The sequence below is a fragment of the Ideonella sp. sgz306126 genome (assembly GCF_056032705.1).
In genome coordinates, this window is sequence record NZ_JBVYWP010000003.1 from 782,297 (window position 1) to 804,284 (window position 21,988).

The 21,988-nt window shown below is 68.9% G+C and carries 23 protein-coding genes and 1 other RNA gene; 9 read left to right on the forward strand and 15 right to left on the reverse strand.

Annotated features, from left to right (window positions below; all coding sequences use genetic code 11):
- The first annotated feature begins 9 nt into the window (after positions 1-9).
- The 3 genes from AC0N04_RS12005 to AC0N04_RS12015 are packed head-to-tail and all read left to right on the forward strand — an operon-like array spanning position 10 to position 2,458.
- Positions 10-864 carry a branched-chain amino acid ABC transporter permease gene (locus AC0N04_RS12005; RefSeq protein ID WP_474281857.1) on the forward strand — a complete coding sequence of 285 codons (855 nt, stop codon included), beginning with the start codon at positions 10-12 and terminating at the stop codon, positions 862-864.
- 14 nt (positions 865-878) lie between these two features.
- Complete coding sequence (locus AC0N04_RS12010; protein WP_474281859.1) at positions 879-1,664, forward strand: ABC transporter ATP-binding protein; 786 nt, start codon at positions 879-881, stop codon at positions 1,662-1,664.
- Positions 1,661-2,458, forward strand: coding sequence for an ABC transporter ATP-binding protein (locus AC0N04_RS12015; protein ID WP_474281861.1), 798 nt, complete (start codon positions 1,661-1,663; stop codon positions 2,456-2,458). Before AC0N04_RS12010 ends, AC0N04_RS12015 begins: the two co-directional genes overlap by 4 nt.
- Before the next feature lie 33 nt (positions 2,459-2,491).
- Here the strand turns inward: AC0N04_RS12015 and AC0N04_RS12020 are convergent, their stop codons facing one another.
- From AC0N04_RS12020 to lysA, 3 genes are read right to left on the reverse strand one after another with little or no spacing between them, the layout of a single operon-like run.
- On the reverse strand, positions 2,492-2,839 hold the full coding sequence (locus AC0N04_RS12020) for a protein tyrosine phosphatase family protein (RefSeq protein ID WP_474281863.1): 348 nt from the start codon (positions 2,837-2,839) through the stop codon (positions 2,492-2,494).
- Between the two features lie 26 nt (positions 2,840-2,865).
- Complete coding sequence (locus tag AC0N04_RS12025; protein WP_474281865.1) at positions 2,866-3,312, reverse strand: GatB/YqeY domain-containing protein; 447 nt, start codon at positions 3,310-3,312, stop codon at positions 2,866-2,868.
- A gap of 59 nt (positions 3,313-3,371) precedes the next feature.
- Positions 3,372-4,610: a diaminopimelate decarboxylase gene (lysA, locus tag AC0N04_RS12030; RefSeq protein WP_474281867.1), complete on the reverse strand. Its 1,239-nt coding sequence runs from the start codon at positions 4,608-4,610 to the stop codon at positions 3,372-3,374.
- Positions 4,611-4,679: 69 nt separating this feature from the next.
- Here lysA and AC0N04_RS12035 point away from each other — a divergent pair, with 69 nt between their 5' ends.
- Positions 4,680-5,597: a LysR family transcriptional regulator gene (locus AC0N04_RS12035; RefSeq protein WP_474281869.1), complete on the forward strand. Its 918-nt coding sequence runs from the start codon at positions 4,680-4,682 to the stop codon at positions 5,595-5,597.
- A 61-nt stretch (positions 5,598-5,658) separates the two neighbouring features.
- On the opposite strand, the gene rpsU is transcribed toward AC0N04_RS12035, so the two are convergent.
- Complete coding sequence (rpsU, locus tag AC0N04_RS12040) at positions 5,659-5,871, reverse strand: 30S ribosomal protein S21 (protein ID WP_474281871.1); 213 nt, start codon at positions 5,869-5,871, stop codon at positions 5,659-5,661.
- A gap of 258 nt (positions 5,872-6,129) precedes the next feature.
- Here rpsU and AC0N04_RS12045 point away from each other — a divergent pair, with 258 nt between their 5' ends.
- Positions 6,130-6,978, forward strand: a complete 849-nt coding sequence (locus AC0N04_RS12045) for a 3-hydroxybutyryl-CoA dehydrogenase (RefSeq protein WP_474281873.1) — start codon at positions 6,130-6,132, stop codon at positions 6,976-6,978.
- Positions 6,979-7,009: 31 nt separating this feature from the next.
- On the opposite strand, the gene AC0N04_RS12050 is transcribed toward AC0N04_RS12045, so the two are convergent.
- The 9 genes from AC0N04_RS12050 to AC0N04_RS12090 form a co-directional block, all read right to left on the reverse strand.
- Positions 7,010-8,302: a BaiN/RdsA family NAD(P)/FAD-dependent oxidoreductase gene (locus tag AC0N04_RS12050; protein WP_474281875.1), complete on the reverse strand. Its 1,293-nt coding sequence runs from the start codon at positions 8,300-8,302 to the stop codon at positions 7,010-7,012.
- Positions 8,303-8,381: 79 nt separating this feature from the next.
- Positions 8,382-8,849, reverse strand: a complete 468-nt coding sequence (locus AC0N04_RS12055) for an EVE domain-containing protein (RefSeq protein ID WP_474281877.1) — start codon at positions 8,847-8,849, stop codon at positions 8,382-8,384.
- A gap of 28 nt (positions 8,850-8,877) precedes the next feature.
- A non-coding RNA gene (gene ssrS, locus AC0N04_RS12060) (6S RNA) lies at positions 8,878-9,058 on the reverse strand.
- 85 nt (positions 9,059-9,143) lie between these two features.
- A complete protein-coding gene (locus tag AC0N04_RS12065; RefSeq protein ID WP_474281880.1) occupies positions 9,144-9,473 on the reverse strand; it encodes a cell division protein ZapA in 330 nt (109 codons plus the stop codon).
- Complete coding sequence (locus AC0N04_RS12070) at positions 9,470-9,694, reverse strand: DUF904 domain-containing protein (RefSeq protein WP_474281882.1); 225 nt, start codon at positions 9,692-9,694, stop codon at positions 9,470-9,472. The genes AC0N04_RS12065 and AC0N04_RS12070 overlap by 4 nt, the downstream gene beginning before the upstream one ends.
- A 44-nt stretch (positions 9,695-9,738) precedes the next feature.
- Positions 9,739-10,935, reverse strand: coding sequence for a lytic murein transglycosylase B (gene mltB / locus AC0N04_RS12075; RefSeq protein ID WP_474281884.1), 1,197 nt, complete (start codon positions 10,933-10,935; stop codon positions 9,739-9,741).
- 146 nt (positions 10,936-11,081) lie between these two features.
- Positions 11,082-13,139, reverse strand: a complete 2,058-nt coding sequence (locus tag AC0N04_RS12080; RefSeq protein ID WP_474281886.1) for a transglutaminase TgpA family protein — start codon at positions 13,137-13,139, stop codon at positions 11,082-11,084.
- Positions 13,127-14,089, reverse strand: coding sequence for a DUF58 domain-containing protein (locus AC0N04_RS12085; RefSeq protein ID WP_474281888.1), 963 nt, complete (start codon positions 14,087-14,089; stop codon positions 13,127-13,129). The genes AC0N04_RS12080 and AC0N04_RS12085 overlap by 13 nt, the downstream gene beginning before the upstream one ends.
- A gap of 10 nt (positions 14,090-14,099) precedes the next feature.
- A complete protein-coding gene (locus tag AC0N04_RS12090) occupies positions 14,100-15,029 on the reverse strand; it encodes an AAA family ATPase (protein WP_474281890.1) in 930 nt (309 codons plus the stop codon).
- A gap of 61 nt (positions 15,030-15,090) precedes the next feature.
- On the opposite strand from AC0N04_RS12090, the gene AC0N04_RS12095 reads away from it, so the two are divergent.
- A complete protein-coding gene (locus AC0N04_RS12095) occupies positions 15,091-16,026 on the forward strand; it encodes a histone deacetylase family protein (protein WP_474281892.1) in 936 nt (311 codons plus the stop codon).
- 30 nt (positions 16,027-16,056) lie between these two features.
- Positions 16,057-17,322, forward strand: a complete 1,266-nt coding sequence (locus AC0N04_RS12100; RefSeq protein WP_474281894.1) for a mechanosensitive ion channel family protein — start codon at positions 16,057-16,059, stop codon at positions 17,320-17,322.
- 54 nt (positions 17,323-17,376) lie between these two features.
- Here the strand turns inward: AC0N04_RS12100 and AC0N04_RS12105 are convergent, their stop codons facing one another.
- Positions 17,377-18,900: a fumarate hydratase gene (locus tag AC0N04_RS12105; protein ID WP_474281896.1), complete on the reverse strand. Its 1,524-nt coding sequence runs from the start codon at positions 18,898-18,900 to the stop codon at positions 17,377-17,379.
- A gap of 308 nt (positions 18,901-19,208) precedes the next feature.
- On the opposite strand from AC0N04_RS12105, the gene acs reads away from it, so the two are divergent.
- The gene (acs, locus tag AC0N04_RS12110) at positions 19,209-21,176 is read left to right on the forward strand and encodes an acetate--CoA ligase (RefSeq protein WP_474281898.1); all 1,968 of its coding nucleotides are present in this window, start codon (positions 19,209-19,211) and stop codon (positions 21,174-21,176) included.
- A 91-nt stretch (positions 21,177-21,267) separates the two neighbouring features.
- Here acs and AC0N04_RS12115 read toward each other — a convergent pair whose 3' ends face one another.
- Positions 21,268-21,579, reverse strand: coding sequence for a c-type cytochrome (locus AC0N04_RS12115; protein ID WP_474281900.1), 312 nt, complete (start codon positions 21,577-21,579; stop codon positions 21,268-21,270).
- Between the two features lie 110 nt (positions 21,580-21,689).
- Between AC0N04_RS12115 and AC0N04_RS12120 the strand changes: the two genes are divergently transcribed.
- Positions 21,690-21,953: a TIGR04438 family Trp-rich protein gene (locus tag AC0N04_RS12120; protein ID WP_474281902.1), complete on the forward strand. Its 264-nt coding sequence runs from the start codon at positions 21,690-21,692 to the stop codon at positions 21,951-21,953.
- Positions 21,954-21,988 lie beyond the last annotated feature (35 nt).

Below are 21,988 nucleotides of genomic sequence, written 5' to 3' on the forward strand. Positions count from 1 at the left end.
TGATTTGTCATGGAAGAACTTCAGACTTTCTGGGCCGTCTACAGCAATCTGGTGCTGACCCTGGGCACCAATGCGCTGCTGGCGCTGTCGATCTACCTGACCTTGTCCTGCGGCCTGCTGGCGATGGCCAACGCCGCGTTCATGGGCATCGGGGCCTACACGGCAGCGCTGCTGACGATGTCGGCCGGTGCGCCGTTCTCGCTGGCACTGGCGGGTGGCATGGCCGCACCGGCGGTGGTGGCCTTCCTGATCGGCAAGCCGACGCTGCGGCTGTCGGGCGTGTACCTGGCCATGGCCACGCTGGCCTTCGGCGAGGTGGTGCGCATCCTGATCCTGAACACCGAAGACCTCACCGGCGGTGCCTTGGGCCTGAACGGCATTCCGCCGCTGACCCAGTGGTGGCACGTGCTGGCGGCGTTGCTGGTGGCGTTGGCGGTGCTGGCGCGGCTGCGGCGCTCCAAGGTCGGCCGTGCGTTCGAGGCCATCAAGCTCGACGAGACGGCGGCGGGCCTGATGGGCATCGATGTCAACGCGCACAAGATGCTGGCCTTCGTCGGCGGGGCGGTGCTGGCCGGCCTGGCGGGGGCTCTGAACGCCCACCTGACTTTCTTCATCGGCCCGAACGAGTTCGGCTTCGACCGCGGCGTGGAGATCCTGACCATGACGATCCTGGGCGGCATCAACGGCCTGATGGGCCCGCTGTCCGGTGCCGCGATCCTGACGCTGCTGCCCGAATTGCTGCGCTCCCTGCAGGACTATCGACTGGTCGTCAACGGCCTGATCCTGGTCGCCATCGTGCTGTTTTTGCCGCGCGGGTTGTGGGATCCGGCGCGGCTGCGCCGCTGGTTCGGCCGGTCCGCTTGAGCATGGGCGCGACGATGCTGAAACTGACTTCCGTCTCCCGCCATTTCGGCGGTCTCAAGGTGCTGCAGGACGTCAGCTTCGACGTTCCTGCGGGTGGTATCTTCGGCCTGATCGGGCCGAACGGTGCGGGCAAGACGACCGTGATCAATCTGGTCACGGGCCTGTTGCCTCCCAGTTCGGGAACGATCGCGTTCGAGGGCCGCGATCTGGCGGGCATCCCGCCCCACCGCATCACGGCAGGGGGGATCGCGCGAACCTTCCAGAACATCCGCGTGTTCAAGGAAATGAGCCTGCTGGACAACGTGGTGGTCGGCATGCATTCGCGCCTGCACTATGGCGCCGCCGGCCTGCTGTTCGGGCTGGGGGGCTTTCGCGCGGCCGAGCGCCAGGCCCGCGACCGGGCCCGCGAGCTGCTGTCCTGGATGAGGCTCGACCACAAGGCCGACGACATCGCCGACAACCTCTCGTACGGCGAACAGCGCAAGCTCGAGCTGGCGCGCGCGCTGGCCACCGAACCCAAGCTGCTGCTGCTGGACGAGCCGGTGGCCGGCATGAACAGCGTCGAGAAAACCGAGTTGATGGACGAGATCCGCAACATCCAGGGCCGCGGCTACACCATCTTCATGATCGAGCACGACATGCGATTCGTCATGGGCCTGTGCGAGCAGATCGCGGTGCTGAACTTCGGCCGCATCATCGCCCAGGGCGGACCCGAGCAGATCCGCAACGACCCTCAGGTGATCGAGGCCTACCTGGGCCGCGAGGACGACGAGGCGACGGTGGCGGAGGGGTCGCGATGAGCACGCCCGCGCGTCCGACGGAGCGCGACGCCCGCGTCGCGCCAGACGAATCCGGCCGCCAGGCCGTCGGCGCAGCGGCCGCCAGCCTGCTGAGCGTGCAAGGCCTGGCGGTGCGCTATGGCCACATCGAGGCGGTGCGCGGCATCGACCTGGAGCTGCCGGCGGGCCGCATCACGACGCTGGTGGGGGCCAACGGGGCCGGCAAGTCGACCACCTTGCTGGCGCTCTCAGGCCTGATCCGGAAGGCCGCCGGCCGCGTGCTGTTCGACGGGCAGGACATCACCCACTGGCCTTCTCACCGCATCGTCGCCGGCGGCCTGGTGCAGGTGGCCGAGGGCCGCGCCACGCTCACCACGCTGACGGTGCGAGAGAACCTGGAACTGGGGGCCTACACGCGCAAGGACGGTCACGCCGCGCGCCTGCGCGACCTGGACCATGTCTACACGCTGTTCCCGCGCCTGAAGGAGCGCGAGCATGGTCTGGCGGGCAACCTGTCGGGCGGCGAGCAGCAGATGCTGGCGATCGGGCGCGCGCTGATGGCCAGGCCACGCCTGCTGCTGCTGGACGAACCCTCGATGGGATTGGCGCCCATCATCGTGCAGGATATCTTCCGGACGCTTCGGCGCATCAACGCCGAAGGGCTGACCATCTTCCTGGTCGAGCAGAACGTGCGCCAGGCGCTGAAGATCGCCGACCGCGCCTATGTGCTGGAAAACGGCCAGATCGTGCTGCAGGGCAGCGGCGCCGAATTGCTCGACGAACCCCGCGTGCAGCAAGCCTATCTGGGCAGCTGAGACGGCTGGCGGCGCCGGAGCCCGCCGCCTTGCTCAGAGCATCATCGCCGCGTGGTACAGCTTGGTCGAGCGTGCGCCCGAACGGCAGAAGCACAGCAGCGGCCGCGGCAAATCCTTCAGCAATTGCGCGAAGGCGGCGATCTCTTCGGGCGATTGGTAGGCGCCGTTGACCGGCAGATGACGGTACTGGAGGCCGGCGGCCTGGGCCGCCGCGCCGATGGCTGCGCTGGTCGGCTGATCGGTGCCGCCTTCGAAGTCCGGTCGATTGTTGATCACCGCCTTGACGCCCAGGCGGGCCAGTTCGGCCATGGCGGCGGCGTCGAGCTGGGGCGAGGCCCAGACCTGGTCGGCGATCGGGTGGAGCGACAAATGGGTTTGCATGGCGAGTCCTCAAACGGGCGGTGGATTCAGCGGGCGAGGGCGGCTTTGACGGCGGCAGAGACCAGGCCCATGTCGGCCTTGCCGGCCAGGCGGGTCTTCACCGCGCCCATCACCTTGCCCATGTCGCCCGGGCCGCTGGCCCCCAGTTCGGCCGCGATGGCGGCGACCTCCGCAGCGATCTCGTCGGCGCTCAGCCGTGCAGGCAGATAGGCCTGCAGCACGGCCACCTCGGCCGCTTCCTTGTCGGCGAGGTCTTGCCGCTGGGCCTGGACGTAGGCGGCGATCGAGTCCTTGCGCTGCTTGATCAGCTTGTCGACCAGGCCGACCACCATCGCGTCCTCGAGCACGATGCGCTCGTCGACTTCCTTCTGCTTGCAGGCCGCCAGCAGCATGCGGATGGCGGACAGGCGATCACTGTCCTTGGCGCGCATCGCGGCCTTCATGTCTTCGGTGATGCGGTCTTTCAGGCTCACGGGGGGGGTCCTTGGAATACGGTCCGGGGGATTGTCGCGGATGCGAAAGCCCCCGGCATTCAAAGCGCTTCGAGCGCCAGCAATTCGTCCACGGTCTGGCGACGGCGGATCAGCCGCTGCGACGCGCCGTCCACCAGCACCTCGGCGATCAGCGGCCGGGTGTTGTAGTTGCTCGACATGGACGCGCCGTAGGCCCCGGCGTCATGAAGCGCCAGCAGGTCGCCGACCCGCGCCTCCGGCAGATCGCGGGTCAGCACCACGCCGCCTTCGCCTTGGGTGAACACGTCGCCCGATTCGCACAAGGGGCCGGCCACGACGCTGGCCTGCAGCGGGCGCACCGTGTCGTCGGCCGGGATCAGGCTCATCGCATGGAAGCTGCCGTACATGGCCGGGCGCATCAGGTCCGAGAAGCCGGCATCGACCAGCACGAAGCGGTTGCCCCCCATGCGCTTGGTGGCGCGGACTTCGGTCACCAGCACGCCGGCCTCGGCCACCAGGTAACGGCCCGGCTCGATCTCCAGGTGCACCGCATGGCCCAGGTGGCGTTCGATCTCGCGTCGCGCCGCGTCCCACAGGCTGAAGTAGTGCGCGGTATCGATCGGAGTCTCGCCGTCGCGGTACGGCACCGACAGGCCGCCACCGGCGGAAATGGCGTTCATATCGACCCCGGCCTGCTTGACCAGGGCCACCATCGCCGCGCAGACCTGTTCGAGGTGGCTGTAGTCCACCCCCGAGCCGATGTGCATGTGCAGACCCACCAGCCGCAGTCCGTGGTGTGCAACGGTGGTCAATGCCAGCGCCAGGTCGGCGTGCCAGATGCCGTGCTTGCTGTGTTCGCCGCCCGTGTTGGTCTTGTTGCTGTGGCCATGGCCGAAGCCGGGGTTGATGCGCAGCCACACCGGATGTCCGGGCGAGCGCGGGCCGAGCTGCGCCAGCATGTCGATCGACCCGGCGTTGACCGGGATGCGGTGCTGCACCACGGTGTCCAGCGTGGCCGCGTCGAACAGGTCGGCGGTGAAGACGATGCCGGACGCGCCACGGGCGTCGACCGCAGCGCTGTAGCCCGCCGCCAGCGCGCGCTCGATTTCGCCACGCGAGACCGCGTCCACCACCACCCCTTCGGCGCGCATCAGGCGCAGCAGGTGGGTGTTGGAGTTGGCCTTCTGGGCGTAGCGGATGGTGTCGAAGGCGCGCAGGTCGGCGATGCGCCGGCGGATGGTCGCGGCGTCGTACACCCACAACGGGGTGCCGTAGGTGGCGGCCAGCGAACGCAAGCTGAGAGGGGGGAACGGATTCATGGGAGCATCTTCGGGCATGGATTGCATATTGGAAAATACTTTCTCATTCGAAATGCATTCAATATTGATATGACCATCAGCCATCGACAGATCGACATCTTCCGCGCCGTGATGCGCAGCGGCCAGGTCACCCGCGCGGCCGAAGCGCTGCACACCTCGCAGCCCACCGTCAGCCGTGAACTGGCCCGCCTCGAGCGGGAGCTCGGTTTCACGCTGTTCGAGCGGGTCAAGGGGCGTTTGCGGCCCACCGTGAGGGCCTTGGCGCTGCAGGAGGAGGTCGAGGCGTCGTACGTCGGCCTGGAGCGCATTGCCGCCACGGCCGCGTCTCTGCGGCACTTTGCCCAGGGCCGATTGCAGGTCGCCTGCCTGCCCGCGCTGGCGCACGCCTTGCTGCCCGACGCGTTCGCCCGGTTCGCACTCCGTCAGCCGTTGGCATCGGTGGTCCTCACGCCGCTGGAGTCGCCCTCGTTGGAGGCCGCGTTGACCGAGCAACGCTTCGATCTCGGCCTGACCGAACGCCGCGACGCGCCCGTGGCCACCCGACTGCAGACCTTGCTGGTGGCCGACGAGGTCTGCGTGCTGCCGCCGGGGCATGTGCTGGCGGCACGATCGCGCCTCATGCCCAGCGACTTCGAGGGGCAGGCCTTCATCAGCCTGGCCGCCACCGATCCCTACCGTCTCCAGGTGGATGCCGTGTTCGACCAGGCGGGCGTGCAGCGCGACCTGCGCTTCGAGACCGCCAGCGCCGTCTCGGTCTGCGCGCTGGTGCGCCAGGGCCTGGGGGCGGCGATCGTCAATCCGCTGACGGCGCTGGAACTGGCGGCCACCGGGCTGGAGATCCGCCCGTTCAGCGTGTCCATCCCGTTCCACGTCGCGATCGTGCAGCCAGAATGGCGCGCGGCGCATCCGCTGCGCGAGGATGCGATCGTCTCGCTGCAGGAAGCGGCTCGCGCGCTGACGCAGCGGCTGGCAGGGCCCCAGACGTGAAAAAGCCCGCAGCGGCGTCCCGCGCGGGCTGGTCTTGTTGCGGCTTCGAACCGCAGCGCGATCAGTACAGCTTCTTGGGCAGCTGCATGCTGCGCACGCGCTTGTAGTGGCGCTTGACGGCGGCCGACTTCTTGCGCTTGCGCTCGGTCGTCGGCTTTTCGTAGAACTCGCGTGCGCGCAGCTCGGTCAGCAGGCCCAGCTTTTCGATGGTGCGCTTGAAGCGACGCAGGGCGACGTCAAACGGCTCGTTTTCCTTGACTCGGATGGTGGTCATTTAGCGAAGAATCCTTCGGGAGGGAATGCGCTCGGTGCCCGGTGCTGAAAAGCAATTCCGGAAGTTTCACGGCACTGGGTCGACGCGCGGTTTTGCCAGCAAAGACGAACATTCTACTCTGAAATATGCCTTGCTGCCAAGCGGGACGGCGAGGCCGCGTGCGGGTGCTGCACCCGCACGCCCGCGACCGGCCGCCTCTCGCGATCGGCTGGGTAGACTGTCCGGCATGGGCAGATCGCCCGATTCACAGGAGTTTTCATGACGATTCAGACGGTGGGTGTGATTGGCGCGGGCACGATGGGCAACGGCATTGCGCAGGCCTGCGCCGTGTGCGGGATCGACGTGGTGATGGTGGACATCAACGAAGCCGCCGTGCAACGCGGCCTGGCCACGGTGGCGGGCAGCCTGGACCGCCTGATCAAGAAGGAAAAGATCACCGAGGCCGACAAGGCCGCGGCGCTGGCGCGGATCAAGGGCTCCACCGATTACGCCGCCCTGGCCGCGGCACCGCTGGTGATCGAGGCGGCGACCGAGAACGAGGCCTTGAAGGTCAAGATCCTGCAGCAACTCGACGCCTTGCTGCCGGCCGAAACCCTGGTGGCGACCAACACCTCGTCGATCTCGATCACCAAGCTGGCGGCCGCGACGCAGCGCCCGGACCGTTTCATCGGCATGCATTTCTTCAACCCGGTGCCGATGATGGCGCTGGTCGAGATCATCCGCGGCCTGCAGACCAGCGATGCGACGCACGACGCGGTCAAGGCGCTGTCCGAGCGCCTGGGCAAGACCCCGATCACGGTGAAGAACGCGCCGGGCTTCGTCGTCAACCGCATCCTGGTGCCGATGATCAACGAGGCCTTTTTCGTGCTCGCCGAGGGCACCGCGTCGGCCGAGGACATCGATGCCGGCATGAAGCTGGGCTGCAATCAGCCGATCGGTCCGCTGGCTCTGGCCGACATGATCGGGCTGGACGTCTGCCTGGCGGTGATGAATGTCTACATGGCCGAGTTCAACGACTCGAAGTACCGGCCCTGTCCGCTGCTGAAGGAAATGGTGGCTGCGGGCTGGCTGGGCCGCAAGACCGGCCGCGGCGTCTACCGGTACTGAGCGCGGTGGCCGGCCTGGCCAAGTCCGGGCCTCAGGCCTGCCCGGCGCCGCCCGGCGATCCGGTGGGACCGTCCGGGTCGCCCGCCGGGGCGAGGGCCTGGGCGCAGGCCGCGGCGCTCGCCCAGGCCCACTGGAAGTTGTAGCCGCCGAGCCAGCCGGTCACGTCCACCACCTCGCCGATGAAATACAGGCCGGGGTGGCGCTTGCTCTCCAGCGTCTGGGAACTGAGATCGCGGGTGTCGACGCCGCCGGCCATCACTTCGGCCTTGTTCCAGCCCTCGGTGCCGCTGGGCGTCAACTGCCAGCCCTGCAGGCTGGCCGCCAACTGCTGCAGGGTGGCGTCCGGCACCTGGTCCATCGCCAGGGTCGCGGACACGCCCAGCCTTGCCAGCCACGCGTCGGCCAGTCGCTGGGGGAGCAGGGTGCCGAGCTCGTTGCCCAGCTGGCGGCGCGAGCCGCGCTTGGCCTGCTGCAGCAAGGCGGCCAGATCCCGACCGGGCGCGAGATCGATACGCAGTGCTTGACCGGGCCGCCAGTAGCTGGAGATCTGCAGCACCGCCGGTCCGCTGAGGCCGCGGTGGGTGAACAGCAGGTCTTCGTGAAACTCGATGCGCGGCGCCTGCTTGCGGGCTTTGCCGGGGCCGGGCACATCGGTGCTGATCAACACGGGCAGCGCGATGCCGGCCAGCGCCGCGAACGGCGCCCATTCGGTGGCGGAAAAGGTCAGCGGCACCAAGGCCGGGCGCGGCGCCACCAGGCGATGGCCGAGCCGTTCGGCCAGCCGCAGGCCGAAATCGCTGGCGCCGATCTTGGGCACCGGCAGGCCGCCGGTCGCCACCACCACGTTGCGGGTGCGCACCGGCCCGCGGTCGGTCCGCAGCAACCACGCGCCGGACGCGTCGGCCAGGACCTCACGCACGGCGCAGGGCTGCCAGCGCGTGACGCCACCGCGCTCGCACTCGTGGACCAGCATCGCGATGATCTGCTCGGCCGAGTCGTCGCAGAACAGCTGGCCGCGATGTTTTTCATGAAAGGCGATGCCGTGCCGGCGCACCAGATCGATGAATTCGCTGGCCGGATAACGCGCCAGCGCGGAGCGGCAGAAATGCGGGTTCTCCGACAGGTACTGGGCCGGGCTGGCGTCGCGGTTGGTGAAGTTGCAGCGGCCTCCGCCGGAGATGCGGATCTTCTCGGCCAGCTTGGCGGCATGGTCGATCAGCAGCACCTTCAGGCCGCGCTGCCCGGCCAGTGCGGCGCAGAACAGGCCGGCCGCGCCGGCACCGACGATCACCGCGTCGAACGCGCTTGCTCCCGCGCCGGACATCAGTGGCGCGCCACGCTCAGGGGGCCGGCGAACGCGCGCCGGATCGGCCGCCTGGCTGCGCCGGCGGGACGTCGCGCACTCATGCCGCGTCCAGCAAGGCCAGCACCGTCTGCCACTCGGCCGGCGTCACCGGCGTGATCGACAGGCGGTTGCCGGGCTTGAGCAGCAGCAGGGTGGCCAGCGCAGGGGTCGCCCGCATCTCGCGCAGGGGCAGCAGCCGGGTCTTGCGGCGCAGGCGCACGTCGACGTTCAGCCAGCGCGGCGAGGCGGGCTGCGACTTGGCATCGTGGTAGCGGCTGAGCGGGTCGAACTGGGTGGCATCCGGGTAGGCCGTGCTGACCACTTCGGCCAGGCCGGCGACGCCGGGCTCGGCGCAGGAAGAGTGGTAGAACAGCACGCCATCGCCCACGTGCATCGCGTCGCGCATGAAGTTGCGCGCCTGGTAGTTGCGCACCCCCACCCAGGGCACGGTCTGGCCGGGCAGGCCGGCCAGGGTGTCGATGGAGCACTCGTCGGGCTCGCTTTTCATCAGCCAGTACGAGGGCATGCGCAGGGCTAGGTGGAGACAGCAGAAAGGTGTCCGCCGCAAACCGTGGGCCGCATTCCTGAACCCAGGGGATTCAGGTGGGCGAGGTCAGCACGACGTCGGGTTCATCTGACGCGAGACGATCACACCAGTCGGGCAATGTTCCAAGCCCTGGCTCGCGAGAGCATCGGTTCAAGGAAATATAAAACCCACGCAGATGCGACGGACGCCTGCATTCTAGGCCTGCCGGGGCGCGATCGGCCGATGTCCGCGCCAACGAGGGGCCTGAAGGGATTGCGCCCTGCGCGCGGGCGCCTACAGCAGCCGGCCGTCGTCGCCCAGGGTGGCGTCGACGCGCGCGATCAGCCACTCGACCAGATCGGCATCGTCGCTGGCCTCGGCGCCGGTCGGCACCGTTCCTGTCTTGGGCGTTGCCGGGACGGCCGGTCGATCGGCCAGACGGTAGGCCAGGTTCAGCGCGGCCAGCACGGCCATGCGTTCGCGGGCCTTGACCTTGCCGGCGTCCCGGATCGCGCTCATTTCCTGGTCCACCGTGTGCACGGCGGCGTGCAGCAGCGCTTCGCCGCCTTCGGGGCAACCCAGCAGATAGCTTTGACCGAGGATGGTGACTTCGATCTGCTTCATTCGGCGGCTCCGGGGGGGGCCGCCGGTGCGGGTTCGACCGGCAGGCGTTCGAGCAGCGCGTCGACGCGCGAGCGCGCTGCGGCCAGGCGCGACTTCAGGCTGTCGCGTTCGGCCACCGTGGCCTGCAATTGCTGTTGCAACAGCGTGTTGGTTCGCTGGAGTTCCTCGTGACGCAGCACGAGGCGTTCGATGCGCTCGGCAAGATCCGGCAGTCGTGACATGGGCCGTGGTGCCTTGTAGGAGGGGGCGGACGACGGGGGCGGGCTCATTGTAGGCCGCTCCCCGACGCGGCCGAAGCGGGCGCCGAGGCCGCTTCGGCCGCCTCGGCAGCGACCGGCGCTGCGGCCGGCGGCGGTTGCATCCGGCGCAGTTCGCGAGCCAGGTCGATCACCGCCATCGCGTAGTAGCTCGACCAGTTGTAGCGTGTGATCACGTAGAAGTTGCGGGTGCCGGCGACGTAGCTTGGGGCCTGGTCGCCGTTCTGCAATTCCACCAGGGCAAGCAGGCCGACATAGACCAGGCCGGCCGGCTCAAGCACGGCACCACGCTCGGCCATCTGCCGGGCGCTGAACGTCGGCTGGACGTCGGGTGCGAGCAGTGCGGCACGCGCCGCGGTGTCCACCGGGGGAGCGACTTCGAAATGGGTCGGTCCACCGCGTTCCCAGCCGAAGCTGGCGAAGTAATGTGCCACGCTGCCCACCACATCGGCGCCGCTGTGATCCAGGTCGATGCGGCCGTCGCCGTCGAAGTCGACGGCATAGGTCCGGAGGCTGGTGGGCATGAACTGCGGCAGGCCGATGGCGCCGGCGAACGAGCCCTTGACCGAGGTCGGATCGCGCTGTTCGGCGGCGCACCAGGCCAGGAAGGCGCCCAGTTCGTCGCGGTAGAACCCGCTGCGGTCACTGCGGCCGCTGGGGAAATCGAAGGACAAGGTGGACAGCGCGTCCAGCACCCGGAAATGGCCGCGGATCCGGCCATAAAAAGTCTCGACGCCGACGATGGCCGTGACGATTTCCGGCGGCACGCCCCAGCGCTGCTGGGCTGCGTCCAGCCAACGGCGGTTGTCGTCCCAGAAACGCAGCCCCTCGCGTACCCGCTGAGGTTCGACGAAGCGCGCCCGATAGGCCTGCCAGTTCTTGGCCGTGCCGGCCGGCGGCGGCATGACCAGGCGCGCGACGCGAGGCTGGTAGCGCGCCTGTGCGAGTTGGTCGGCCACCCAAGTCTCGTCCAGCTTCTGGGCTTGCGCGATCTGGTGCGCCAGCGCCATCACGTCGGGCCGGTGGCCATAGATCACCACGTCGGGCGCGTCGTCGGCTTGAACGGCCACGTCGGCGTGCCGCGGCCGGGCGGGGGACCGTGCCGTCGCGGGCAGGCAGGCCAGCGCGCCGGTGGCCAGGCAGATCAGGGCCCGGGCCAGGACCGGAGGGCGTCGAGCAGAGGTCAGCGGGGTGGCGTGGCGCATGGGGGACGGGCGTTCTGGCCGGTTTAGTGGAGAGGCGCCGGAGGCGGCAGACCGCGTCCGTGCCCGGCCGGGGCGGCAAGCGGCGCTCTGGCTCGCGGAGCACGGTGTCTCGGCACCGGTGGAGGGGGCGGTGGTGCCGCACGGAATTATCGCGGTCGGGCCGGCGCGCGGCGCAACTGCACGCAGCGGCGGTGGAAATCGCGCTGCCAGCGCCGCCATCGGTCACCGGTCTGAGGTGCGCCAGCCACGGCGGGCGGACCATAGCGCATGCGCTGCAGATCGCGCAGGGCCTCGGCGATGGCGTGGCCGGCGTCCCCGCAGGCCTGGTCGACCCGGTCGGCACACTGGCCCGGACTGGCCGATGCAGGCACCTCGACGCCCAGGCGCAGCAACTCGCCGCTCACCGCCGCCTGCAGGCGTTGCCAGGGCGTGCGCCGCCGCGCATCCCACGCCGCCCAGGCCGCGCCCGCCAGCGCGACCGCGGCCAGCAGCACGCCCAGCGCCTGCGCCAGTGCGGCCGGATCGGCATCGCGCAGGCCCAGCGCCCGCAGCAGCTTGTCCTGCTGCGGTCGGCCGTAGCCCAGCACCCATTGGTTCCAGCGGTTGTCCAGCGTTTCGAAGGCACGGCGCAGGCGCCACGTCAGGCCGGGATCGAAGGCCTCGAGCGCGCCGCCGATCAAGCCCGGCGCGGGCAGCAGTTCGCGGCCGTGCAGGATGCGGTCCGGTGCGACGGCGGCGGTCGGATCGACGCGCAGCCAGCCGTGGCCGGCCTCCCAGACTTCGGCCCAGGCATGGGCGTGGCTCTGGCGCACCACCCAGAAGCCGTCCTCCGGGGCGTCGTCGCTGCCCTGGTAGCCGGTGACGATGCGGGCGGGCACGCCCATCGCGCGCATCACGACCACGAAGGCCGCCGCAAAGTGTTCGCAAAAGCCCTGGCGACGGTCCAGCCAGAACGCGTCGACCGGCTCGCTGCCGTAGTGCCCGGGACTGAGCGTGTAGCTGAAGCCGGCGCTGCGGATGTACCGGAGCACGGCGTCGGACAAGGTGGCGGCGTCGGCATCGCGCAGATCGGCACGTGCATGGAAGTCCGCGGCCCAGGCGCGGGTGCGCAGGTCGTGACCTGGCGCCAGCGCCGTCAGCTCGCGCTGGCGTCGGCGGCTCAGCTGCGGCTCGGTCAGGGCATCGGGCCAGGCGCGGGCCTGCAGGCGCACCCGCTGGCCCAAGGGGCTGCGCAATTGCCATTGGCCGCCGGTGCCGCGGCGCAGGTCCGGCAAGGCCGGGAGGCTGGTCGGGGCCTGCGGGGTGAGGTCGAGCAAGGGCAGCCATGCGATATGCAGCGGCTCCAGCGTCATCTCGTAGGCGATGCCCGGGCCGCGGGTGAGCACGGCCGGGCGGCCATCGTCGGCCGATTCGGCGTCCGCGCCGCGCCACTGCCGGCCGTCGTAGCGCGACAGCACCGGCCCCCGGAAGTACAGTGCCTGCGGCGGTGGGGCCGGGCCCATGAACCGCAAGCGCAGCGCGATGCTGTCGTCCTGCGCCAGTTCGGCGATGTCGCCGAGCCGAAGGTGGTCCGACAACCCGGTGCGGGCGGTCTCTGCGGGCACGCCCCACAACGGGGACAGGCGCGGAAACAGCAGGAACAGCGCCACCATCACCGGCACGCCCAGCCCCGCTGCGCGGGCGGCCAGCGCGCCGGCGTCGCGCAAGCGAGGCACGCCGGCCGGCATGTGGGCCAGCGTCAGCGCGGTCAACCAACCCCAGACCGATACGCCCATGGCCAACGCGGTGATCAGCGACTGCGAGTACAGGAACTGGGTCAGCACCAGGAAGAAGCCGAGGAAGAACACCACCAGCGCGTCGCGACGGGCGCGCAGTTCCAGCGTCTTGAGCGTCATCAGCAGCACCAGCAGGTCGACCGCGGTATCGCGCCCCAGCCGGCCATGCTGGCTGATCCAGACCGAGGCCAGCGCCAGCCCGACGGCGCCCAGCAGCAGCCTGCGTCCCGGCAGCGGTGCCTGGCGCCAGGCCAGTCGCGCCCGCCACAGCAGCACCCCGCCGCTCAGCAGCGCCAGGCCCGAAGGCAGGCGTGGCAGGTGCGGCGCGATCGTCCACGCGATCAGGGCCAGCAGGAACCAGGTATCGCGGGTCTCGCGCGGCAGCGCGGACAGGCGCTGTCGCCACGGCGACGGATTCAGCGCGTCCATCGTGCCAGCGCCTGCAGCGCTTCGTGCTGATGGGCGGTGCCGGCGGCCTGAGCGATCTCGGCACCGGGAAGACGCAGTCCCCACACCTGGCCCTGGGCTTCGGCCGCCAGCACCCAGGCGGCCAGTCGCGACAGCCGCGCCTCGGGATCCGGCCCGCGGGTGTCGTCCCACGCCAGCCAAAGCTGCGGGCGGGCCGCGTGGCTTGATTCACGGCTGATCAAGGTACCGCTGCGGGCGAGCTGCTTCCACACCACCTGGCGCAGGGCGTCGCCGCGCCGCCACGGCCGCAGGCTGTCGAACTCGTCCGCGCCGCCACGGCTCGTCGCAGGCCCGGCCTCGGCGGCCCGACGTGCCGGCGGCAGTTCAGGCGCGGGCCGCTCGGGCGCGGGGTAGACCCAGACGCGCGCCGCCGGCCGCCAGAGCGACCAGGCGCGGAACAGGCCGAAGGGAAACCGGCTCTCGATGCGCAGCACCGGCAGCGCGTGGTGGCCGCGCCGCGCGAAGCGGCAGCTCAGGCCCAGCAGCGAGCGGCCGCGGGCGTCGATCTCGACCCAGCTGAAGTCCGCGGCGCCAGCACCGGCGCCGTCGACCGCGAAACCCAGGCCATGGCGCGCCGCGCCGGGGTTGTCGATCGCGATCTCCAGCAGCGTGGCGTCGCCGGCGAAGCAGGGCGAGGGCGGTTTCAGGTGCAGCGTCAGCCCGCGCAGGCTGCCGTGGGTCATGTGCATCGAGGCCAGCGCGCTGCCCGCGAGCAGGAAGGTCAGCGCGTAACCCAGGTTGAGCTGGTAGTTGATGGCGCCGACGAGCAGCAGCAACAGAGTGATCGCGAACGCCAGGCCGGCGCGGGTCGGCACGATGTAGACGTTGCGCTGGGTCAGCGTCCATTGATCGGTCGGCGGCAGGCGCGCCAGCCACCAAGCTTGCAGGCGCCGTCGGAGTCCGCCGGTCATCGCCGTCGGCTCAGGGCAGCGCGACCGCTTGCAGCATCGCACGCACCTGTTCGCGGCGGCCGCGGCCGGCACCGGGCACCGGCACCAGCCGGTGGGCGATGGCCTGGGGCAGCAAGGCCTGCAGGTCGTCCGGCGTGACGAAGCTGCGCCCGGCCAGCAGGGCGCGGGCGCGGCCCAGGCGCAGCACGCCGATGCCGGCACGCGGCGACAAACCCTCGACGAACCAGCGTCCGTCGCGGGTGGCCGCGATCAGCGCCTGCAAGTAATCCAGCAAAGGGTCCGAGACATGGACCTGAGCGACCTCGGCCATCAGCTGCAGCACCTCGGCGGCGTTCATCAGCGGCTGCAGACGCGCCATCAGCCCGCGCCGGTCTTCACCGGCCAGCAGGGCTCGCTCGGCCGCGGCATCGGGGTAGCCCAGGCGGATGCACATCAGGAAGCGGTCGAGCTGGCTTTCGGGCAGCGCGAAGGTGCCCAGCTGCTCGCTGGGGTTCTGGGTCGCGATGACGAAGAAGGGGTGCGGCAGCGGGCGGCTTTCGCCGTCGATGCTGACCTGCTGTTCCTCCATCGCTTCGAGCAAGGCACTCTGGGTCTTGGGGCCGGCGCGGTTGATTTCATCGGCCAGCAGCACTTGTGCGAAGACCGGGCCGGGATGGAACACGAAGCCCTCGCGCTGGCGCTCGAAGACACTGACGCCGAGCAGGTCGCTGGGCATCATGTCGGCGGTGAACTGGACGCGCGAGAACTGCAGTCCGAGCGAGATCGCCAGCGCGTGCGCCAGCGTGGTCTTGCCGACGCCCGGCAGGTCCTCGATCAGCAGGTGGCCGCCGGCCAGCAGGCAGGCCAGCGCGTCGTCGATCTGGGTCGGCTTGCCGACGATGATCGTGCTAATCTGCCTCTTGAGCAGAGTCAATCGTGTAGGCCAATGGGCGCTCGTCATGGGTCCACGATAGCTCAGAATACCCACGAGACAACTTGCCGGATCGCACCGGCATGACCCCATGACCACGGCCTATTTCTCACATCCCGATTGCCGCGCCCACGACATGGGCAACGGCCACCCCGAGTGCCCGCAGCGACTGGACGCGATCGAGGATCATCTGCTGGCCACCGGACTGGACATCGCACTGACCCGGCTCGACCCGCCGCTGGCCGGCCACAGCGATTTGATGCTGGCCCACTCCGAAGGTTATCTGCTGGAACTGGACGAGTTCATGCAGCAGGCCACCGCGACCGGCGAGCACCGTGCGCTGGACCCCGACACGATGGTCTGCCCGCACACCTGGCGCGCGGCGCTGCGTGCCGCCGGCGCCGCGGTGGCGGCCACCGATGCGGTGATCGACGGCAGGGTCGAGAACGCTTTCTGCGCGATCCGCCCGCCGGGCCATCACGCCACGCGCTCGCAGACCATGGGCTTTTGCTTCTTCAACAACGTCGCGATCGCGGCCCGCCATGCGCTGGACGTGCGTGGCCTGAAGCGGGTGGCGATCGTCGATTTCGACGTGCACCACGGCAACGGCACCGAGGACATCATCGCCGGCGACGAGCGGGTGCTGATGGTCAGCTTCTTCCAGGATCAGCTCTACCCGTTTTCCGGCGGGGTTCCGCTGGGGACCAACATGGTCAACCTGCCGATCCCGGCCTACACCCGGGGTGGCGAGATTCGCGAACTGATCGAGGCCAACTGGATCCCGCGGCTGGATGCGTTCGCGCCGGAGATGATCTTCGTCTCGGCGGGCTTCGACGCCCACCGCGAGGATGAAATGGGCCAGCTCGGCCTGGTCGAAGCCGATTACGAGTGGATCACCCGCCGGCTGGTCGACCTGGCCAGGCGGCACAGCCGGGGGCGCATCGTCTCGTGCCTGGAGGGTGGCTACTCGCTGAGCGCGCTGGCGCGCAGCGTGGCGGCCCACCTGCGTGCACTGGCCGACGTCTGAGCGGCCCGCGGCAGCGGGGACAATGGCGGCATGAATGCGAACGTCCTGCCTGTCCTGACCCTGGATGAATTTCTTGCCGCGCTGACGCACCCCAGTGCGCTGATCGAAGGCTCGGTGGTGCTGGGCTGCCTGTTGGTGGCCTGGACCGCGGTGCGCGTGCTGCGCGGCCCGCAGGTGCCCTCAGGGTCGGTCTGGTTCGGGCGGCGCATCATCGACGGCGTGCTGTTCCCCGTGCTGGCGCTGGCACTGTCTTACGGTGCGCGCCACCTGCTGATCCGGCGCGGCGTGCCGCTGGCGGTGTTCAAGATCGTCATCCCGGTGATGGTGTCGTTCTGCGTCATCCGCCTGCTCGTGCGGGTGCTGAGCGCGGCCTTTCCGAAGTCGACCTGGATGCGGGCCGTCGAGCGGACCCTCTCCTGGCTGGCCTGGCTGGCCGTGGTGGGCTGGCTCACCGGCGTGCTGCCCGAGGTGCTGGACGCGCTGGACGACATCCGCTGGAAGGTGGGCGGCAGCACGGTCTCGGTCACGACCCTGCTCGAAGGCACGCTGTCGGCCGGGCTGATGCTGGTGTTGGTGCTGTGGCTGTCTGCGGCCATCGAGGCGAGGCTGCTCGAAGGCGCGCGGGGCGAGCAGCTCTCGATCCGCAAGGCCGCCGCCAACGCGGTGCGGGCGTTGCTCACCTTCGTGGGCCTGCTGCTGGCGCTGTCGGCCGTCGGCATCGACCTGACCACGCTGTCGGTGCTGGGCGGCGCGGTGGGCGTCGGCATCGGCTTCGGCCTGCAGAAGCTCGCTGCGAACTACGTCTCGGGCTTCGTGATCCTGGTCGAGGGCTCGCTGCGCATCGGCGACACGGTGCGGGTCGACAACTTCGAAGGGCGCATCACCGACATCGCCACGCGCTACACGGTGATTCGCGCGCTCAACGGCCGCGAAGCCATCGTGCCCAACGAAATGATGATCACCCAGCGGGTCGAGAATTCGTCGCTGGCCGACCCGAAGGTGCTGGTGTCGACGGTGGTGCAGGTGGCCTACGGGACCGACCTGGACGCGTTGTTGCCGCAGGTCGTCGAGACCGTGAGAGGGGTGCCACGCGTGCTCGCCGACCCGTCACCGGGCGTGCAACTGTCGAACTTCGCGGCCGACGGGCTGGAGTTGACCCTGCTGTTCTGGATCGTCGACCCGGAAAACGGACTGGGCGGCGTGCGCTCGGACGTCAACCTGGCCGTGTTGCGGCTGCTGAACCGGCAGGGCGTCGAGATCCCCTTTCCACAACGCGTGCTGCACCAGGCACGCTGAGGCCACCCGCAGGGCCTCGCCCATGCGCGGCAGCTTGGCGGGTGGACGGTGTGATCAGGCCTCGACGACGGGGATCTTGCCGATCCTGGCCTGCCAGAGCTTGGGCCCTTCGATGTGGGCACTGGTGCCGCCGGCGTCCACCGCCACGGTCACCGGCATGTCGACCACGTCGAACTCGTAGATCGCTTCCATGCCCAGGTCGGCAAACCCGACCACCTGGGCGGCCTTGATCGCCTTGGACACCAGGTAGGCGCTGCCGCCCACCGCCATCAGGTAGGCGCTCCGGTTGTCCTTGATCGCCTGGATCGCGACCGGGCCGCGTTCGGCCTTGCCGACCATGGCGATCAGCCCGGTCTTCTCCAGCATCATGCGGGTGAAGCCGTCCATGCGGGTGGCGGTGGTGGGGCCGGCCGGGCCCACCACTTCATCGCGCACCGGGTCCACCGGGCCGACGTAGTAGATGACGCGGTTGGTGAAATCCACCGGCAGCGGTTCGCCCTTGGCCAGCAGCTCGGCAATGCGCTTGTGCGCGGCGTCGCGGCCGGTCAGCATCTTGCCGTTGAGCAGCAGGGTGTCGCCGGGCTTCCAGCTCGCGACCTCGGCCTTGGTCAGCGTGTTCAGGTCGATGCGCCGGCTCTTGTTGTAGTCGGGCGCCCAGTGCACGTCGGGCCACAGCGACAGGCTGGGCGGATCGAGGTAAACCGGGCCCGAGCCGTCGAGCACGAAATGCGCATGGCGGGTGGCGGCGCAGTTCGGGATCATCGCGATCGGCTTGCTGGCGGCGTGGGTCGGGTAGGTCTTGATCTTGACGTCCAGCACCGTGGTCAGGCCGCCCAGGCCCTGGGCGCCGATGCCCAGCGCGTTGACCTTCTCGTACAGCTCGATGCGCAGCTCTTCGAGCTGGTTCTGCGGGCCGCGCGCCAGCAACTCGTACATGTCGATGTCGTCCATCAGCGCTTCCTTGGCCAGCAGCGCGGCCTTCTCGGCCGTGCCGCCGACGCCGATGCCCAGCATGCCGGGCGGGCACCAGCCGGCGCCCATCGTCGGGACCGTCTTGAGCACCCAGTCGACGATGCTGTCGCCCGGGTTCAGCATGTACAGCTTGGACTTGTTCTCGCTGCCACCCCCCTTGGCGGCCACGGTCACTTCCACGGTGTTGCCTGGCACCACTTCCATGAAGACCACCGCGGGCGTGTTGTCCTTGGTGTTCTTGCGCGCGAAGATCGGGTCGTCCAGCACCGAGGCCCGCAGTTTGTTGTCGGGGTTGTTGTAGGCCTGGCGAACACCCTCGTCGACCGCGTCCTGGAGGCTGCCGGTGAAACCTTCCCACTGCACATTCATGCCGATCTTCAGGAACACGTTGACGATGCCGGTGTCCTGGCAGATGGGCCGATGGCCCTCGGCGCACATGCGCGAGTTGGTGAGGATTTGCGCGATCGCGTCCTTGGCGGCGGGGCTTTGCTCGCGCTCGTAGGCGCGGGCCAGGTGGGCGATGTAGTCGGCCGGGTGGTAGTACGAGATGTACTGCAGCGCGGCAGCGACGGATTCGATCAGGTCAGCCTGGCGGATGGATGTCATGGTCGGTCTCTTGAGAAGCTAAGAGAAGGTGGGGATGCGATCCTGCGCCGGCAGGCTTGCATCACGCTGGCACGCCGGCTCAGGGCCCGCCCTGAGCCGCGGGCATCGGGAGACGCAGTGTACCCACGGGCAATCCCTTGGTTTCGCCCGCATCGCCAGGTCGCGGCCGGGGGTTCTAAACTTGGCACGGACTGTGCGGAGACAGCGCTCCACCCGGGAGTAAGGCCTTCGTCAGACGCCCGGAACACAGTTCCGCTCGGACGCAGTTGCGTGCAATGGATCACATCGAGCCCTGAGGAGACATAACCATGAGTGAAGAACTCAAGATCTACACCCCCGACCCGGCGTTCTCTGCGCAGGCGGCCGTGTCCGGCATGGCGGCCTACGAGGCCTTGTGCCAAGAAGCCGACACCGACTACGAAGGCTACTGGGGGCGGCTGGCCAAGGAGTTGCTCACCTGGAAGACGCCGTTCACCAAGGTGCTGAACGAAGCCGAGGCGCCGTTCTTCAAGTGGTTCGAGGACGGCACGCTCAATGCTTCGTACAACTGCCTGGATCGCAACATCGAGCGCGGTCTGGGCGACAAGACCGCGATCATCTTCGAAGCCGATGGTGGCGAAGTCACCCGGATTTCCTACAAGGACCTGCTGGCCAAGACCTGCCAGATCGCCAATGGCCTGAAGTCCATCGGCATCGGCAAGGGCGACCGCGTGGTCATCTACATCTCGATGTCGATCGACGGCGTGGCGGCAATGCAGGCCTGTGCCCGCATCGGCGCGACCCACTCGGTGGTGTTCGGCGGCTTCTCGGCCCAGAGCGTGCGCGACCGCGTGGAGGACACCGGTGCCAAGGCCATCATCACCGCCGACCATCAGGTCCGTGGCGGCAAGCAGTTGCCGCTGAAATCCATCGTCGACGAGGCGCTGGCGCTGGGCGGCTGCGACGCCGTGAAGAACGTGCTGGTCGTCAAGCGCTCGGGTTCGCCGATCAGCATGACCGCCGGCCGCGACGTGTGGATGGACGACCTGGTCGCCAAGCAATCCAGCACCTGCGAGCCGGAATGGGTGGAAGCCGAACACCCGCTGTTCCTGCTCTACACCTCGGGCTCGACCGGCAAGCCCAAGGGCGTGCAGCACAGCACCGGCGGCTACCTGCTGCACGCGGCACTGACCACGAAGTGGACCTTCGACCTCAAGGCCGACGACGTGTTCTGGTGCACCGCCGACATCGGCTGGGTCACCGGCCACACCTACATCACCTATGGCCCGCTGGCCCTGGGCGGCACCGAGGTCGTCTTCGAAGGCGTGCCCACCTACCCGGACGCGGGCCGTTTCTGGAAGATGATCCAGGACCACAGGGTCAGCGTGTTCTACACCGCGCCCACGGCCATCCGCTCGCTGATCAAGTCGGCCGAAGCCAACGATGCAGTCCATCCCAAGAGCTACGACCTGAGCAGCCTGCGTCTGCTCGGCTCGGTGGGCGAACCGATCAACCCTGCGGCCTGGGAGTGGTACCACCTGCACGTGGGTGGCGGTCGCTGCCCGATCGTCGACACCTTCTGGCAGACCGAGACCGGCGGCCACATGATCACACCGCTGCCGGGCGCCACGCCGCTGGTGCCGGGTTCGTGCACGCTGCCGTTCCCGGGCATCATGGCCGCGATCGTCGACGAGACGGGCAAGGACGTGCCGAACGGCCAGGGCGGCATCCTGGTCGTCAAGCGGCCGTGGCCTTCGATGATCCGTACGATCTGGGGCGACCCCGAGCGCTTCAAGAAGAGCTATTACCCGGACGACTTCAAGGGCAAGTACTACCTCGCGGGCGACGGCGCCATCCGCGACGAGAAGACCGGCTACTTCACCATCACCGGCCGCATCGACGACGTGCTGAACGTTTCGGGCCACCGCATGGGCACGATGGAGATCGAGTCGGCGCTGGTGAGTTGCACCGAACTGGTGGCCGAAGCCGCGGTGGTGGGCCGCCCGGACGACACCACCGGCGAGGCCGTGGTGGCTTTCGTCGTGCTCAAGCGCTCGCGCCCCACCGGTGACGAGGCCAAGGCGATCGCCAAGCAGTTGCGCGACCATGTGGGCAAGGAGATCGGCCCGATCGCCAAGCCCAAGGACATCCGTTTCGGCGAGAACCTGCCCAAGACCCGTTCGGGCAAGATCATGCGCCGCCTGCTGCGCTCGATCGCCAAGGGCGAGGCGATCACGCAGGACACCAGCACGCTGGAGAATCCGGCGATCCTGGACCAATTGTCCGAGAACAACTGATCTGGCGGCGACCTGGACGGGTTGCCTGATCGCCCACAAAAAAGCCCCGCGTCGCGGGGCTTTTTATCGTGGCACGTCGGCCAACGGGAGTTCACTTCTTCAGCGACAGCACCCAGGTCACCAATTCCTTGGCTTCGGCCGGAGTGACTTGGTTGGCCGGCATCGGCACCTGGCCCCAGACGCCGACGCCGCCCTTGATCACCTTCTCGCTCAGCTTGGCAACGGCGGTTTTGTCGCCGGCATACTTGGCGGCGACATCCTTGTAGGCCGGGCCCACGATTTTGGCGTCCACCGAGTGGCAAGCCAGACAATTCTTCTTCTGTGCCAGGGCCATGCCGTCATCGGCGGCGAAGGCGGAGGCAGACACGGCGACCGTGGCGACCAGGGCGAACAAAGCTTTCATGGGTTCCTTCCAGGAGGGGACAGAGTGGCTTACAGTGGGATCAACGAATTCTACGGAAATTTGTTGACAGGGCGATTCATGGTTTCGCCTCATCCTATGGGAGGCAGGGTATGGCGTTTGTCGTGCTGGGGGTGGCGTTCGCAGTGCTGAAGCTGCTGTCCTGGACCCCGTTGGCGGCGTGGAGTTGGTGGTGGATGGTCGGGCTGTTCGGCGCGGCCCTGGTGTGGTGGCAGTGGTCGGACATGACGGGCATGACGCGGCGGCGCGAAATGCAGCGTGACGCCGACCGCAAGGAGGAGCGGCGCCTGCGCGGCATTGCCAACATGGGGCTGGGGCCCAAGGACAAGAACAGCCGTTCGTTCCGGCGCCATTGACGCGCCACGGCACGGGGCCGACGGGCCTCTGCCCA

Excerpts from the sequence above, each read along its gene's own strand:
- AC0N04_RS12080 (WP_474281886.1), bottom strand. The coding sequence starts at position 13,139 with ATGGACGCGCTGAATCCGTCGCCGTGGCGACAGCGCCTGTCCGCGCTG.
- mltB (WP_474281884.1), bottom strand. The coding sequence starts at position 10,935 with ATGCGCCACGCCACCCCGCTGACCTCTGCTCGACGCCCTCCGGTCCTG.
- AC0N04_RS12045 (WP_474281873.1), top strand. The coding sequence starts at position 6,130 with ATGACGATTCAGACGGTGGGTGTGATTGGCGCGGGCACGATGGGCAAC.
- AC0N04_RS12015 (WP_474281861.1), top strand. The coding sequence starts at position 1,661 with ATGAGCACGCCCGCGCGTCCGACGGAGCGCGACGCCCGCGTCGCGCCA.
- AC0N04_RS12095 (WP_474281892.1), top strand. The coding sequence starts at position 15,091 with ATGACCACGGCCTATTTCTCACATCCCGATTGCCGCGCCCACGACATG.
- AC0N04_RS12105 (WP_474281896.1), bottom strand. The coding sequence starts at position 18,900 with ATGACATCCATCCGCCAGGCTGACCTGATCGAATCCGTCGCTGCCGCG.
- AC0N04_RS12050 (WP_474281875.1), bottom strand. The coding sequence starts at position 8,302 with ATGTCCGGCGCGGGAGCAAGCGCGTTCGACGCGGTGATCGTCGGTGCC.
- lysA (WP_474281867.1), bottom strand. The coding sequence starts at position 4,610 with ATGAATCCGTTCCCCCCTCTCAGCTTGCGTTCGCTGGCCGCCACCTAC.
- AC0N04_RS12090 (WP_474281890.1), bottom strand. The coding sequence starts at position 15,029 with ATGACGAGCGCCCATTGGCCTACACGATTGACTCTGCTCAAGAGGCAG.
- rpsU (WP_474281871.1), bottom strand. The coding sequence starts at position 5,871 with ATGACCACCATCCGAGTCAAGGAAAACGAGCCGTTTGACGTCGCCCTG.
- AC0N04_RS12065 (WP_474281880.1), bottom strand. The coding sequence starts at position 9,473 with ATGAAGCAGATCGAAGTCACCATCCTCGGTCAAAGCTATCTGCTGGGT.
- AC0N04_RS12120 (WP_474281902.1), top strand. The coding sequence starts at position 21,690 with ATGGCGTTTGTCGTGCTGGGGGTGGCGTTCGCAGTGCTGAAGCTGCTG.
- AC0N04_RS12115 (WP_474281900.1), bottom strand. The coding sequence starts at position 21,579 with ATGAAAGCTTTGTTCGCCCTGGTCGCCACGGTCGCCGTGTCTGCCTCC.
- AC0N04_RS12055 (WP_474281877.1), bottom strand. The coding sequence starts at position 8,849 with ATGCCCTCGTACTGGCTGATGAAAAGCGAGCCCGACGAGTGCTCCATC.
- AC0N04_RS12100 (WP_474281894.1), top strand. The coding sequence starts at position 16,057 with ATGAATGCGAACGTCCTGCCTGTCCTGACCCTGGATGAATTTCTTGCC.
- AC0N04_RS12005 (WP_474281857.1), top strand. The coding sequence starts at position 10 with ATGGAAGAACTTCAGACTTTCTGGGCCGTCTACAGCAATCTGGTGCTG.
- AC0N04_RS12085 (WP_474281888.1), bottom strand. The coding sequence starts at position 14,089 with ATGACCGGCGGACTCCGACGGCGCCTGCAAGCTTGGTGGCTGGCGCGC.
- AC0N04_RS12070 (WP_474281882.1), bottom strand. The coding sequence starts at position 9,694 with ATGTCACGACTGCCGGATCTTGCCGAGCGCATCGAACGCCTCGTGCTG.
- AC0N04_RS12035 (WP_474281869.1), top strand. The coding sequence starts at position 4,680 with ATGACCATCAGCCATCGACAGATCGACATCTTCCGCGCCGTGATGCGC.
- acs (WP_474281898.1), top strand. The coding sequence starts at position 19,209 with ATGAGTGAAGAACTCAAGATCTACACCCCCGACCCGGCGTTCTCTGCG.
- AC0N04_RS12010 (WP_474281859.1), top strand. The coding sequence starts at position 879 with ATGCTGAAACTGACTTCCGTCTCCCGCCATTTCGGCGGTCTCAAGGTG.
- AC0N04_RS12020 (WP_474281863.1), bottom strand. The coding sequence starts at position 2,839 with ATGCAAACCCATTTGTCGCTCCACCCGATCGCCGACCAGGTCTGGGCC.